General features: G+C 65.6%; 10 protein-coding genes. 7 read left to right on the top strand and 3 right to left on the bottom strand.

Annotation, left to right across the window (positions count from 1 at the left end):
• Nucleotides 1-194 precede the first annotated feature (194 nt).
• Together QM572_RS00830 and QM572_RS00825 are read right to left on the bottom strand one after the other, a co-directional pair.
• Nucleotides 195-1,112 carry a DAPG hydrolase family protein gene (locus QM572_RS00830; protein WP_415089010.1) on the bottom strand — a complete coding sequence of 306 codons (918 nt, stop codon included), beginning with the start codon at nucleotides 1,110-1,112 and terminating at the stop codon, nucleotides 195-197.
• A 37-nt stretch (nucleotides 1,113-1,149) separates the two neighbouring features.
• Entirely contained in the window at nucleotides 1,150-2,736 is a 1,587-nt protein-coding gene (locus QM572_RS00825; RefSeq protein WP_415089008.1) for an MFS transporter, read from the bottom strand.
• A gap of 948 nt (nucleotides 2,737-3,684) precedes the next feature.
• Between QM572_RS00825 and QM572_RS00820 the strand changes: the two genes are divergently transcribed.
• On the top strand, nucleotides 3,685-5,328 hold the full coding sequence (locus QM572_RS00820; protein WP_415089006.1) for an FAD-dependent monooxygenase: 1,644 nt from the start codon (nucleotides 3,685-3,687) through the stop codon (nucleotides 5,326-5,328).
• Between the two features lie 267 nt (nucleotides 5,329-5,595).
• Entirely contained in the window at nucleotides 5,596-5,955 is a 360-nt protein-coding gene (locus tag QM572_RS00815; RefSeq protein ID WP_415089004.1) for an alpha/beta fold hydrolase, read from the top strand.
• A 220-nt stretch (nucleotides 5,956-6,175) separates the two neighbouring features.
• On the opposite strand, the gene QM572_RS00810 is transcribed toward QM572_RS00815, so the two are convergent.
• Complete coding sequence (locus QM572_RS00810; protein WP_415089002.1) at nucleotides 6,176-6,799, bottom strand: TetR/AcrR family transcriptional regulator; 624 nt, start codon at nucleotides 6,797-6,799, stop codon at nucleotides 6,176-6,178.
• Between the two features lie 119 nt (nucleotides 6,800-6,918).
• Between QM572_RS00810 and QM572_RS00805 the strand changes: the two genes are divergently transcribed.
• From QM572_RS00805 to QM572_RS00785, 5 genes are read left to right on the top strand one after another with little or no spacing between them, the layout of a single operon-like run.
• Nucleotides 6,919-8,121: a VOC family protein gene (locus tag QM572_RS00805; RefSeq protein WP_415089000.1), complete on the top strand. Its 1,203-nt coding sequence runs from the start codon at nucleotides 6,919-6,921 to the stop codon at nucleotides 8,119-8,121.
• Nucleotides 8,118-9,080 carry a fumarylacetoacetate hydrolase family protein gene (locus QM572_RS00800; RefSeq protein ID WP_415088998.1) on the top strand — a complete coding sequence of 321 codons (963 nt, stop codon included), beginning with the start codon at nucleotides 8,118-8,120 and terminating at the stop codon, nucleotides 9,078-9,080. The genes QM572_RS00805 and QM572_RS00800 overlap by 4 nt, the downstream gene beginning before the upstream one ends.
• Complete coding sequence (locus QM572_RS00795; RefSeq protein ID WP_415088996.1) at nucleotides 9,077-11,077, top strand: acyl-CoA synthetase; 2,001 nt, start codon at nucleotides 9,077-9,079, stop codon at nucleotides 11,075-11,077. Before QM572_RS00800 ends, QM572_RS00795 begins: the two co-directional genes overlap by 4 nt.
• Nucleotides 11,074-11,427: a DoxX family protein gene (locus QM572_RS00790; RefSeq protein WP_415088994.1), complete on the top strand. Its 354-nt coding sequence runs from the start codon at nucleotides 11,074-11,076 to the stop codon at nucleotides 11,425-11,427. The genes QM572_RS00795 and QM572_RS00790 overlap by 4 nt, the downstream gene beginning before the upstream one ends.
• A gap of 2 nt (nucleotides 11,428-11,429) precedes the next feature.
• Entirely contained in the window at nucleotides 11,430-12,986 is a 1,557-nt protein-coding gene (locus QM572_RS00785; RefSeq protein WP_415088992.1) for a bifunctional 3-(3-hydroxy-phenyl)propionate/3-hydroxycinnamic acid hydroxylase, read from the top strand.
• Nucleotides 12,987-13,267 lie beyond the last annotated feature (281 nt).

Here is a 13,267-nt window from a genome sequence, read left to right as displayed (position 1 = left end):
ACTTGTCTTCGGTGGTCAGTGGTCGTAGGCCGTCAGTGAAGCTAGGACTGGTGCGCCGATGCGGTCGTTGTGCCAGACGGCGGCGGTGACGGCGAGGACGCGTGGTGCGACGCGGGTCACGACGTCAGTGACAGTATTACCGGCTTCGTGATTAATCACGTGCGCAGGCGCGGTGCGCGACTCGCGCTGGTCGTTTATGGAGCAGGACTGAACTCCTGATGGAGTTCGGGGAGAAAGTTGGCCAAGTGGTTCATCTCCGCAGCACAGTGAAACATCATGTCGGTACCGATGGTCGATGGCATCAGACGCGAGGTCACCCGAGGAAGAATCGGGGAGAGCAGGCGCCGGGCCGTTGATGTCGGGAGCAGGCGGGCCGACGCGCCTGCGGCTGAGAACGCCGCCAGAGGCAGATTGAGGATCTCGGGCGTGTTGAGGAAGAATCGGCTGCGCATCTCTACGCCTCGCTCCGTCGGGCGGACTTGGTGGATCAGCCAGCCGAATGCCAGTGGAAGCGTGGACAGTGAGACGCGGGCACAGATGTGGGTGCTCTCAGGTGCGGGGTCAATGCCAATCGTGCGGGGATCGACGAAGCGAATGGCCAGGGGCTGTGTCACCCCACCTATGTACTCATCAACATAGGAGACGTTGTCGATGTAGCGCTCGCGGTCGCTTAGTCCCGGATTCGCGCTGCGGTCTTCGCCCATGACGCAGAATTGGTGCGCCTCTGGATGCCATAGCTTGTAGCGCGTGGTCTCGCCGCCGTGCCAGCCGAACCACCAGTCCCACATCGCCGCGCTCACGCCGGGCATGTCGGTTCGCACCGCCACGAAAATGACCCCGGACTTCAGCTGGGTCCAACCGTTTTCAAGGACGTCGTGACCGGGCGCTGCGAGACGCTCGGCGGCCGCCTCGATTGGGTAGCCATACTCGGTGGGCGCCATGCCTGCAGTGAGCGTCCGCTGCACATCGTCCTGGATCGGCGAAGTGCGGGGAGAGAAGAACCTTGCGTATGGCTGGTCGAGATCGGCGTCGCGAAGGCCGAGGTAACGCGCCTCCTGATGGTAGCGGGCGGGTAGGGGCCGACGGTCCGCCGCTGAGACGTGGTACTTCACTGGTCTGAGCCGTCGGTCATGGCGTAGTGGTCATTCGTCAGTCCTCAGTCGCGTCGCGATCAGCCGCCTCGCGATTGATTTCCGCTTGATTTGCCTCTGCTTGATCGGCGTCCGCGGTGAGCGGGGCGCGCTTTGGCGCGCGGACCAGGGAACCAAGAGCCGCGACGACCAGGATCGCCGAGACGACTACGAGTGACGAGGAGAGCCCGTCAACGAAGGCCTGCTCAACCGCTGCGGCGAGGTTGTTGCCTGCAGTGCCCAGTTGCTCCGCGGCGGCGAGGCCGCCGGCGGCCGAATCTTTCACGGCGTCCGCCGCCGACGTGGGCAGTGCGCTGAGGTCGGGTAGGGCGGAGCTGTATTGGTTCGAGAAGATCGAGCCCATAATGGCAATGCCCAGCGCAGCACCGACCTCGCGAGATGCGTCGTTCATCGCCGAGGCGACGCCCTGCTTGCGGGTCGACAGCGAGCCGACGATCGCGCTGGTTCCAGTGGAACTGGTCAGGCCAAACCCGACGCCTGCGACCAGCAGTCCGCCGAGGAAGAGCAAGTAGCCCGACTCGGTGGTGACGAAGGAGACCCAATACAGGCCGGCTGCGATGAGCAGGAGCCCGACGCTCATGGTCAGTTTCAGCCCGATACGCGTGACGGCGCGTGGGGTCAGTGCTGCGACCGGCAGGACGATGAGTCCGACGGGTACCAGGGCGACCGCGCTTGTGAGGGGACTGTAGTCGAGGATGAGTTGCAGATACTGCAGTCCGACGAAGAAGAAGCCGAATAGGGCGAGAAACTGAACAACGATCGTGATCGCCCCGGCCCGGAAGCCGGGCAGACCAAACAGTCGTGGATCCAGCAGTGGCTGGTCGTTACGCAGGCCGGCGAGTGCGTAGGCCGCGAAGGCCGTTGCTGCCACGGCACCACTGACGAGGGTCGTGGGCTCGATCCAGCCCTTCTCGTTGCCCTCGATGATCGCGAAGACGAGGGTACCTACGCCGGTGGCGGTGAAGAGGGCGCCGAGGATGTCGAATCGGGGGTGGTGGGAGTCCCGGGTGTTAGGTGCTAGGGCCAGCGCCGCGACGGCGGCTACCGCCGCGACCCCGGCGCTGGCGTGGAAGATTGACTCCCAGCCCCAGTATTCGAGGAGCGCTCCGGCGCCTAGCATCCCGATGATCGCGCCGGCCGCGGCGAAGCCGGACCAGATCGCAACGCCGCGCGCCTGCTTGTCGGCAGGAAAGGTGGCGGTGATGGTCGAAAGAGTGCCGGGCATGATCATCGCTGCTCCCAGGCCCATCATCACGCGCCATGCGATGAGGGTGTCGGGGCTGGTTGCGCTAGCGGCGGCTAGGGCTGCAGCGCCGAATACGATGTTGCCGACGATGAGGACGTTGCGTCGGCCGATACGGTCGCCGATGGCGCCGATCGGCAGAACGAGGGCTGCAAGAGCGACGGTATATCCGTCGGCAATCCAGGTGAGGTCAGAGTTGTCGGCGTCGAGACTCGTCGCGAGATCGGGCAGCGCGAGGTTGAGCGCAGAAACGGACGCGACGACCAAGACGAGTGAGAGACACATAGCGAAGAGGACGCCGGAGTCTCCGGCGCGTCCGGTCATTCTGGTGGTGTGCGTCATGTTTCGCTTTCGTGAGATAGGGCTCGGAACGTTGTCGTGCTGGCCGCGCTCGAGCACCGCTCGGCCCGGCTCGGGTGTCGGTGGCGTCGTCGCCCGCGAATTGAAAGGTGAGCGCGAAAACCGCCGTCGGACGGCTCAACACCTTGGCGAGGGTGTTCGGGGAAGTACCGCGCGGTCTCCGGATGGGTTGAGCCGCAGCGCTGAAAGAGCTGATCCTTGGCATCACACTGGTCGTGGTGCGATCCATTGCCGATCGGCGCCTCAGGAGTGATGTTGAGGACCGCGATGCCGGTTTTGCCCTCTGTGACCGGCATCTGAGCGGCACGCATCAGAGCGGCTGTCGCGCAGATCTCGCACTGGTCCACACCGAACGTCGCCGCTCCCGCGGCGGCGCGAGTTAACACGGGTACACCGAGTTGGTGGGCGACCGCTTCGTCGCGAGCCTAACGTCGCACTCTTCAGCCTTCATACCAGCACGATAGCACTTCTGACGATTTCGTCAGAAGTGCTTGACCTCGTGAGTTGACCTTGTGACGATGGCGTTAGGAAGTGAGGCTGACTGCATGAAGAACCGTCGCGATCGACACGTTAGGACTTCGCGCGTGCGCGAACGTTGAGATCGATGAGTTCGAAAGCCGAGGCGGCCACGGTGTCGCCGGCTCTCACTACACGTTCTTCACCCACGAGTTTCTCGATCCGGGCCACGAGCGGGGGATTTATCGACGTCATGGTGCGCTCCCGCGTGTCGATCAAGCGTCCCCCGGGCTGGGGCTCGGCGAGCACCACGCTCGACGCGGCCGCGGTTGTTGGGCCCAACAGCCCGGTGCAAGTAGTGGGGCTCTCGATTGAGGAGGTCCATGCCCGCCTGTCGGCGATTGACTATGCCCGTCCTGAACGTGAGACCGCTCCCTCCATTCACCCCTCTCGATGCTCTAGCTAGGAACAAAAATGCCTTTCGAAGCACATGTCGTTGTCGTCGGCGCCGGACCGGTCGGCACCAGCCTGGCTATCGACGCCGCCATGCGCGGCCTCAACGTTGTTGTGATCGAGCAACGCGCGGCTGATGATCCGGCCGACGCGAAGTGCAACACGATCGCCGCGCGCACGATGGAGACGTTCAGGCGGTTCGGCATCGCAGACGAGGTCCGCGCCGCAGGCCTGCCCAGCGATTACCCCACCGACACGCTGTTCGCTACCAGCTTGTCGGGCCCCGAGCTCACTCGGATCAAGTTGCCTTCTCGCGCCGAGCGCCAGCACGCGGGATTTGTCGACAGCGAATGGCCGAGCCCAGAACGAATGGTGCGCCAGAGCCAGCTTTGGCTGGAGCCCATTTTGCGACGCAGGTTGCTGTCGCTGCCGAACGTGCGGCTGGTCGATCGGACCTCAGTCACTAGCTTCAGCCAAGACGAAGAAGGGGTGACGGCCCGGTGCATACCAGTCGGCGCCGGTGCGGCCGAAGCATTCGACATCAGGGCGTCCTTCCTTGTCGGCTGCGACGGCGGAGCTAGCACGATACGCAAGCAGCTCGGTGTCCGGCTGGTTGGTGACGCGGAGATTGCCCGCACCCGAACAACGCTGATCAACTCCAGCGGCGTTCGGTCCCTGTTCGGCGAGCGGCGACCGGCATGGATGACCTGGGTCGCGAACCACAACATCCGCGGCAATGTCGTTGCCATCGACGGACAAGAGCTCTGGCTGGTCCATCGAGCGCTTCCCCAGAATGCCACCGACTTCACCGCAATCGACCTCGATCAATCGATCCGCGACGTCCTCGGCGTGGACGGCGAATTTGACTTCGAGATCGTTCGCCACGAGGACTGGATAGGGAGACGCCTCGTAGCGAGTCGATTCCGAGACGGCCGCGTCTTCCTGGCGGGCGACGCCGCGCACCTGTGGGTGCCCTACGCTGGCTACGGCATGAACGCAGGCATCGCCGACGCCACCCATCTCGCCTGGCTGCTATCCGCGGTGCTGCGGGGCTGGGGCCATGAGGGGATCCTCGACGCATACGAGGCCGAGCGCCTGCCCATCACCGACCAAGTCTCGCGATTCGTGATGGCCAAGATGGAGGAAAACAGCCGCGCTCTGGCTGATCGGGCGATTCCGAAGATGTTGAGTTCAAACCATTGGCCCGGGCGTCTGCTCCGTCGACGGATTGGCGCGAGGATCCACGCGATCAACGTCGAGCAGATGGCGCCAGAGGGACTCAACTTCGGCTATTTCTACGATGACTCGCCAATCATCATACGCGGGGCCGACGAGGAGCCGCCGGCGTATTCCATGGGAGCACACACCGCCTCTACGATCCCCGGGTGCCGTGTTCCGCACTTCATCATCGACGGCGTCAGCATCATCGATCTTCTTGGCCCGGACTACACTCTGCTCCGGTTCGACCCCCGCGTCGAGATCTCCGGCATGCTCGACGGCGCACTACCCATGACATTGGTCGACGTCCCTGGACCTCCCTCCGAGGAGTTTGAGCACGCCCTCCTCATTGTTCGAGCAGACGCGCACATAGCCTGGCGGGGTGACTCGCTACCCGCACGAAGCGACGACCTGATCCAGCAACTGCGTGGCCAACACACGGCATAACCGTAGGCGCATGCCCGGCGTCTGGAGATAGTGCCTACGCGCTGTCGGTGGCGCGAGTGGTTCAGCCGCCGTCGAGTTCGATCCATTGTGCGAGAGTTCGTTGTGATTCGTGCCCTACGATTGCGGCAGGTCGTAAGCCCATGGGGTCGGGCCGGCGGCCCCGCTCGCGGCATCGTGATCCGTGCCGCGAGACGTTCCGATTCCTGGCGCCCGGTGTTGGTGGCCTCACCGTCGTCCGTGTGCGCGGCCCGCTGGTCCCGTACTGCAATGCGGGTCGTCACTATCGGGCGCCGCGAACTTTTCGTGACCGGGGCCGGCACCGGCGATCCGGTGGTGCTGGTGCGCGGCGGCGGCCCGGGCGCGACGGGTGCGTCGAACTATGTCCGCAAGATCGACGCCTTGGTGCAGCACTTCCGGGCGCTCGTCCCGATATGCCGGGACACGGGACGTCGTCGGAGGAACTCGACTTCTCCGATTCGTTCGGTGACCTCCCCACCCACGATCCGGATGATGCTCGACGAGGTCGGCATCGAGAAGGCCCACCTCGTGGCAACTCGTACGGCGGCGCCGCCGCCGCGCTGCGCTTGGCACTCGACCGGCCGGACCAGGTCGACCGGGTCATCCTAATGGGCCCTGGCGGGATTGGGGTGACCTTGCGCCCTGTCCGCTAGGAGACTCACGCCCTGCTCGGCTATTACGGGTGCAAGGGTCCGAACCAGCAGAAGCTCGAAGACTTCGTTCTCCACTACCTTATGCATGAGTAGATGCGGCCACCTCTGAGCGCGAGGTTAGGCGAGGGCCGCCGCGCTGTAACCACGTGCAGCAACGGGGAAGCGGGCGAGAGATCTCACCTCAATGCGGGCAAGGGCAACGCCACGAGTCTCGCTGCTTCGTCATCAGAGAGGCCGAGCATGCGGAGGATGTCGGCGGTCAGGACGTCGCTCGCCGCGTCGACATCGCGCTCTGGCTCGGCATGGAGTAGGGCGCCCAGGGCAAGGATGGCGCCGCCCACGGCGGTCAGGGCCACGTGCGTATCGGCCACTCGGAAGCGCCCGACCGCGACCCCTGCCTTGATGTCGCGCAAGGCACGCGGCCCGAGGCCGTGGTCCAGCAGAATGAGGTTCAGGCCGCTGTTGAGTAGTACCTGGCTGAGTTCCGGCTCGAGCCGGTAAAGCCGGCCAGTCAAGCGGAGGCTGTGCGCGAAGACGACCGCGGGGTCGTCAATGGATGCGGTGAGCTCGTCCAAGAGAGCTCCATGGCGTTCGAGTGCGTCCTCGACAGCCGCGTCGAACAACTCGGCCTTGTCGGTGAAGTGGTTGTAGAAGGTGCCCTGGCCGACGTCAGCCAGCTGTGTGATCTCCAAGACGGCCGCGTGGGTCCGACCCTCCGCGAGCAGGACCTGAGCTGCCGCGACTAAGGCTGCGCGAGTGCGCTCGCGTCGACGATCAGCACGCGACGGGGCTGCGGTCATGGACCAAGTATGACACGTATTCAGTTGTGACGAATACTTCACACTTGGCGCGATGCGCGCTATCGTCAAATGTGCCGATATCGTCACAAGCCGGTTTCAGACTCGCTACGGAGGTCACAGTGACGCACGCCTACGAGGTTCCTACCGCCCACCAACGCGGACAGCTCCGGCCCAGCGAGGCACCGAGCCCCGCCAGTGATCACGGCACCCACAACGACCTGCACAGCGACGAAGGACGCCTGCGAGGTGAGCACACCGGGCGAGCGCGCAACCCGGTGGTCAAGGTCCGCGACATCGCGTGGCTCGAGTTCGCCAAGCCCGACCTCAAGGCCGCCGAGCACTTTGCCCACGCCTTCGGCTTCATCACCTCCGCCTCAGCCCCCGGGGAGGTGCACCTGCGCGGCACTCGAGCGGGCGCGCCGTGCGTCATCTTGCGACAGGGACCGCGGTCGAAGTTCCTCGGTCCCACATTCCACGCCGCTGACGCCTCGGACCTGGTCCGCTTGGCCGAGGCGAACGGCACTCGGGTGACGCGCATGCCCGAATCCATCGGCGGCCTCGGCGTCGAGCTGGTCGACCCCAGCGGCCTCCCCGTGCGCGTGGTTGCCGACACGCACCAGCTCGAGCAGCTCCCCGAGCAAGACTCCCTGACCTACAACTTCGGCAATGAGCTTGCCCGAGTCAACGCGACGCAGCGCCCGCCTCGCCAACCCGCCCAGGTCCAGCGTCTCGGCCATGTGGTGCTGCAGTCCACGAAGTACGTCGAGGCGCTCGACTGGTATCTGGAGAACCTCGGGCTGATCGTGAGCGACTTCCTCTACTTCGAGGGCCAGCGCCACCGTGGCCCGACGATGAGCTTCATCCGCTGTGACCGGGGCTCCGAGCCGGCCGACCACCACACGCTCGCCATGACACTGGGTCCCTCCAACCGCTACGTCCACTCCGCCTACCAGGTCGCCGACATCGACGCGATCGCCACCGGCGGTCAGTTCCTCCTCGACGAGGGCTACCACCGCTCGTGGGGCATCGGCCGGCACATCCAGGGCAGCCAGATCTTCGACTACTGGCGCGACCCGGACGGCTTCCTGGTCGAGCACTTCAGCGACGGCGACATGTTCGACTGCAGCCTCGAACCCGGCTGGGCGCCCATGACCGCATCCGGACTGGCCCAATGGGGCCCACCGGCATCGAAAGACTTCCTCGGCATCGCTCCCGGCAAGGAGTCACTCGCCGAGGTCCGCTCCATGATCCGATCCCTGCGCGAAGACAACGAGTGGGACCTCGAACGTCTGCGCGGCCTACTGAAAGTCGCCTCCTCATGAGCATCAACATCCTGCGCACAGCCGACGCCTGGTGGGTCTCCGGACCCGACGGCACCGCCGTTCCCATCGACACCACCGCCAGCACCACGGCTGAGATCCTCGCCGACCGCGACTCCGTGGAGGCCGCGGCGGCACAGATCGACGATGCCACCGGCGCCTCGGCCCGAACCTCGGTCAGTGATCTGCAGCTGATCTCCCCGGTGACCGCTCCGTGTCGCGTGGTCGCGCAGATGACGAACTACGTCAGCCACGTCACCGACTCCGGGATGAACCCCGACACCGTCCCCCTTACGTTCTTCCGCAAGGCATCGGGCTCGATCAGCGGACCCCATGACGACATCGTCTCCCCATCACACGTGCGATTCCTGGACTACGAGGTCGAACTCGGCTTGGTGATCGGCCGAACCCTCGAGGTCGGCACCCGCGTCGATGACAGCAATTGGTACGCCTACGTCGCCGGTTTCGTCCTCACCAACGACGTCTCAGCGCGCGACGTCCAGCTTCCCCAAACGCAGTTCTACGAGGCGAAGTCCTACCCGACCTTCACCCCGACCGGCCCCGCCCTGGTTCTCCTGGACGCCGACGAGCTCGACGCCTTCCCCGATCTGCGCCTGCAGTTGAAGGTCAACGGTGAGACCCGGCAGGACAGCACCGGCGCAGACATGATCTACAGCCCCGCTCAGGCACTCGCAGCGCTGTCGCGGTTCCAGAAGCTGGAGCCCGGAGACCTCATCTTGACCGGCACACCCGGTGGAACTGCCCTCAAGGCACCGCCGAAGCCGATCGAGATCATCGGCTCCCTCATGCCCACGGCACTGAAGTGGAAGTCGTTCTTCAAGTCCCAGGCGAAGAACAAGAAGTACCTCCACGACGGCGACTTCGTCGAGGCCTCCATCAGCACCCCCGACGGCTCGATCGACCTCGGTTCCCAGGTCTGCGTCGTCAGGAAGCCCCGATGAGCACCACCAGCACCACTGCAGACGCGGCCGGTGCTGGAGCGTCGCGGGGCGTCGTGTGGCCCGAGTCCTACAACTCAGCCGACGACCTCCCTGTCGTCGAGCAGACCCCGCTGGCCGAGCGCAACCTTCCCGCCTCGACCTACGAGATCCTGGTGCAGGCAGCGGAGCAGTGGCCTGAGAAGATCGCGACGACCGTCATGGTCGACGCCGAGCACTGGGACACCCCGGTCTCCAAGACCTACCGCGAGCTGCTCGGCGAGGTTCACCGCTACGCCAACACGCTCCACAGCCTCGGCGTACGACGCAACGACACGGTGGCATTGCTCTCACCGAACTGCGATCAGCTGATCGCGGCCACGCTGGCCGCCGAGCTCGCCGGCATCGCCGCGCCCATCAACGGGTCGCTCTCGATCGAGCACATCCGCCATCTGCTCACCGTCTCCGGGGCACGAGTTCTCATCACCGCCGGGCCGGAGCTCGACGAGGCCATCTGGGCCAGCGCCCGCACACTCGCAGACACCGGTGCCGTCGAAACGGTTCTCACACTGGACCCGACCCACGCAGCTGAGCCCGCCGCCAACAAGGCGACCCAGCCCGCACAGGACGCGCGGGTAGACGCCGCGGCAGGAGCGGGCAGCAACGCGCGCTTCCTTTGCCTCACCCAGGCCGCCAGCACTCTGGACGCCCATGCTTTCGTCGGGCAGCCACCTGCCGCGGATGACATCGCCTCCATCTTCCACACCGGCGGCACCACCGGTACGCCGAAGCTCGCCGCGCACACCCACCGCAACGAGGTGTTCGACGCGTGGTCGATCGCGGCCAACACCGCCCTCGATCAGGACGCCTCCCTGTTCGCCGCGCTGCCCCTCTTCCACGTCAACGCCCTGATCGTCACCCTCCTGGCGCCGATCTTTCGCGGGCAGAGGTCGGTGTGGGCAGGTCCGCTGGGATATCGAGACTTCAACCTCTATGGCTGCTTCTGGAAGCTGATCGAGAGCTACCAGATCAGCACCATGAGCGCCGTTCCCACCGTCTACGCCGTGCTCGCCACGGTTCCCGTGGATGCCGACATCAGTCGCATGAAATTCGCTCTCGTCGGTGCCTCGGCGCTCCCGAACGGCGTGCGGACCGCGTTCGAGCAGCACACCGGCGTCAATCTCCTCGAGGGATATGGACTGACCGAAGCCACCTGCGCGAGCGCACGCAGTTTCGTCACCGACCCGCGGCCAGGAACCGTCGGGCAGCGCCTGCCCTATCAAAACCTCAAGGCAGTCCAGGTCGACGACGACGGAACCTGGATCGACCTCCCGTCAGGCCAGAGCGGGAACGTCGCCATCAACGGCCCGGCCGTGTTCGCCGGGTACGTCACCGGCCGCCAACCCGACGGGGGTCTCACCTTCGACGGACTCGGCAAGCTCCGCGACGGATGGCTCGACACCGGAGACCTCGGATTCGTCGACTCCGAAGGCTTCCTCCACCTCACCGGGCGAGCCAAGGACCTCATCGTCCGCGGCGGCCACAACCTCGATCCCGCCGTCATCGAAGAGGCACTCCTCAGCCATCCCGACGTCTCGGCCGCCGCGGCCGTCGGCATGCCCGACGCCCACGCCGGCGAGGTCCCCATCGCCTATGTCACCCTCACTGGGTCGGCCACCGAGGACGACCTCAAGGCGTGGGCCACAGCCCACGTTCCCGAGGCCGCCGCGGCCCCGAAGGCCGTCCACATCATCGACGCCATCCCTGTGACCTCGGTGGGCAAGATCCATAAGGTGCCTCTCCGCACCGACGCCGCACGCCGCGCGGTGATCACAGTTCTCGAACAGAACAACCTGCATGGCCAAATCATCGACGTCACCGTCGAGCAGACAGAACACGGCCCCCTGGTGAGGATCACCGCGACAAACGAAAGCCTCTCGCCCGACCTCGAAGGCCTGCGAACTGCACTCGACTCGGCGCTCGGCGCGTTCGCTCTACGTTGGAAGCTCGAACTCCCATGACTGCCACCCAGACCCTCACCGCCGTCGCCGCAGCGTGTCCCTTCGCGCTCTTCGGAACCGCGAAGCTCACCAGCAGCGCTGGGATGTCTGAACGAGCTGCTCACCTCGGGTTCACCAATACCGCCTACAAGCGCATCGGCGCACTCGAGCTCGCCGGCGTCGCAGGCCTCCTCGCCGGGCTCGCGTTCCCCGTACTCGGAGGGAGCGCATCGGTTGGGCTCCTCGCGCTCCTTGCCGGGGCGGTCATCGCCCATGCCCGAGCCGGCGACCACTTCCAGGCGACGCTCCCTGCGCTCGTTGCAGGCGGCCTCGTTCTGCTGAACTTGGTGGCCCTGATCGGAGGATGGTGACGATGTCGAACAACGCCCCGCGCTCCCCCAGGAACCACCACGCACAGGCTCCCGACCCCAGCGTCGTCATCGTCGGGGCAGGTCCGACTGGAGTGGTCGCGGCCTCACTCCTAGCGCAATACGGCGTGCCATGCCTGGTCCTGGATCGATGGACCGAGGTCTACCCGCAGCCTCGTGCCGTCCACCTCGACGACGAGATCTATCGCATTCTCGGGCGACTCGGGCTGGCCGAGGACTTCGCCGCCCTCTCCCGACCAGCGCTCGGACTGCGACTGATCGACAAGAACCACCAGACCATCGCTGAGTTCGGCCGCGACAAGCTCGTCGGAGTCCACGGTTTCCCCCAGGCCAACATGTTTGACCAGCCCGACCTGGAGGAGCTGCTGCGCAAGCACATGGCCACACTGCCCTCGGTCAGGTTCCAGGGCGGAGTGGAGGTGACCGACGTGCGCAACATCGCCCACCACCTCGCCCGGGTCACGTATCGCGACACGCAGTCAGGGACCGAGCACCACGTGAAGACGCAGTTCGTCCTGGGTTGCGACGGCGCCAACAGTCTGGTCCGCTCCTCCATCGGAGCCCAGATGAAAGACCTCGGATTCGAGCAACGCTGGCTCGTCGTCGACGTCGAGACGAACCTCGAGCTCGACGCATGGGAAGGGGTGCATCAGCTCTGCGACAGCTCCCGCGCCGGCACCTACATGAGGATCGGCAAGACCCGATACCGCTGGGAGTTTCAGCTGCACGACCACGAGACCACGGCGGACTTCAGCACCATCGAGCGGCTGGCCCCCCTCATCGAGCCCTGGACCGGGCCGACGGCTCCCACCGAACTCAAGCTCCGCCGGGTCGCCGAATACACCTTCCACGCCAAAGTCGCCGACCGCTGGCAGGACCGGCGAGTCTTCCTGCTGGGAGACGCAGCACACCTCACGCCTCCCTTCATCGGCCAAGGCATGGGCGCAGGCCTACGCGACGCAATGAATCTCACCTGGAAGATCGCCGGGGTTCTGTCCGGCGACTTGGGCGAGGACTGGCTCGCCACCTACGAAGCCGAGCGCAAGCGTCATGCCACCGCCCTCATCCGCACTGCCATTTGGATCGGCCGGGCAATGACCCAAGGCGGCCGCATCGGCGATCTCGCCCGGCGGGTCATCGCGCCACGCTTGACCGCCGTCCCAGGGCTCAAGGCGTTCATCGTCGAAGGCTCTTCACCCAAGCTCCAAGGCCGCACCGTGGCACTCCACACACGACCGACCCGCGTGGCGGGGTCGCTGTGCCCGAACGTGGAGGCCCACGTCGGCGACGCCAGCCGGATAGACGTCGGCGCCTCCGCCGGCAGGTTTGCCCTCGTCACGAACTCAGCACTCAGCCAGCACGACCGCGAACTCGTTTCAAGCCGAGGTGGCGTCGTCCTCGCCGTCGCTGGAGATGACCCACTCAATATCTGGCTTACAGGACACCACCTCTGCGCCGCGCTCGTCCGACCTGACGGCGCTGTCGCCGTCACCGGCGAGGCGAGTCACTTAGCCAAGGCCATTCCACGCTTCGTGCCCTGAGGGGCGCCGATGGTGCGGGCCATTCGTCTAGGCGGGATAGCAGGCCTGCTCATGGTCGTCGGCGGACGTTCGTTGGCATCGGCGACTTGGCTCTCATTGCGCCATATCGTCACTCATATGACATATGTTCGGGGGACACCCCCGGCCAGACAATGGGGGACGGGGCCACGTCGAAGTCGATCATCGAGCGAGGTCGCCGCGATCGGCTAGCTGCTGGCCAGCATGATCGAGAGGTCGGAGTGGCGCCGCTGAAGCTATGCCCTCGCCCCGTTTGCCGGCGC

It is taken from the genome of Nocardioides sp. (assembly GCF_047607365.1).
Classification (GTDB): domain Bacteria; phylum Actinomycetota; class Actinomycetes; order Propionibacteriales; family Nocardioidaceae; genus Nocardioides.
This window is presented reverse-complemented; position numbering and strand designations above follow the sequence as displayed.

What these genes read in the sequence shown, in the direction of transcription:
- QM572_RS00800 (WP_415088998.1), top strand. Translation starts at nt 8,118, where the DNA reads ATGAGCATCAACATCCTGCGCACAGCCGACGCCTGGTGGGTCTCCGGA.
- QM572_RS00785 (WP_415088992.1), top strand. Translation starts at nt 11,430, where the DNA reads ATGTCGAACAACGCCCCGCGCTCCCCCAGGAACCACCACGCACAGGCT.
- QM572_RS00795 (WP_415088996.1), top strand. Translation starts at nt 9,077, where the DNA reads ATGAGCACCACCAGCACCACTGCAGACGCGGCCGGTGCTGGAGCGTCG.
- QM572_RS00820 (WP_415089006.1), top strand. Translation starts at nt 3,685, where the DNA reads ATGCCTTTCGAAGCACATGTCGTTGTCGTCGGCGCCGGACCGGTCGGC.
- QM572_RS00825 (WP_415089008.1), bottom strand. Translation starts at nt 2,736, where the DNA reads ATGACGCACACCACCAGAATGACCGGACGCGCCGGAGACTCCGGCGTC.
- QM572_RS00815 (WP_415089004.1), top strand. Translation starts at nt 5,596, where the DNA reads ATGCGGGTCGTCACTATCGGGCGCCGCGAACTTTTCGTGACCGGGGCC.
- QM572_RS00810 (WP_415089002.1), bottom strand. Translation starts at nt 6,799, where the DNA reads ATGACCGCAGCCCCGTCGCGTGCTGATCGTCGACGCGAGCGCACTCGC.
- QM572_RS00790 (WP_415088994.1), top strand. Translation starts at nt 11,074, where the DNA reads ATGACTGCCACCCAGACCCTCACCGCCGTCGCCGCAGCGTGTCCCTTC.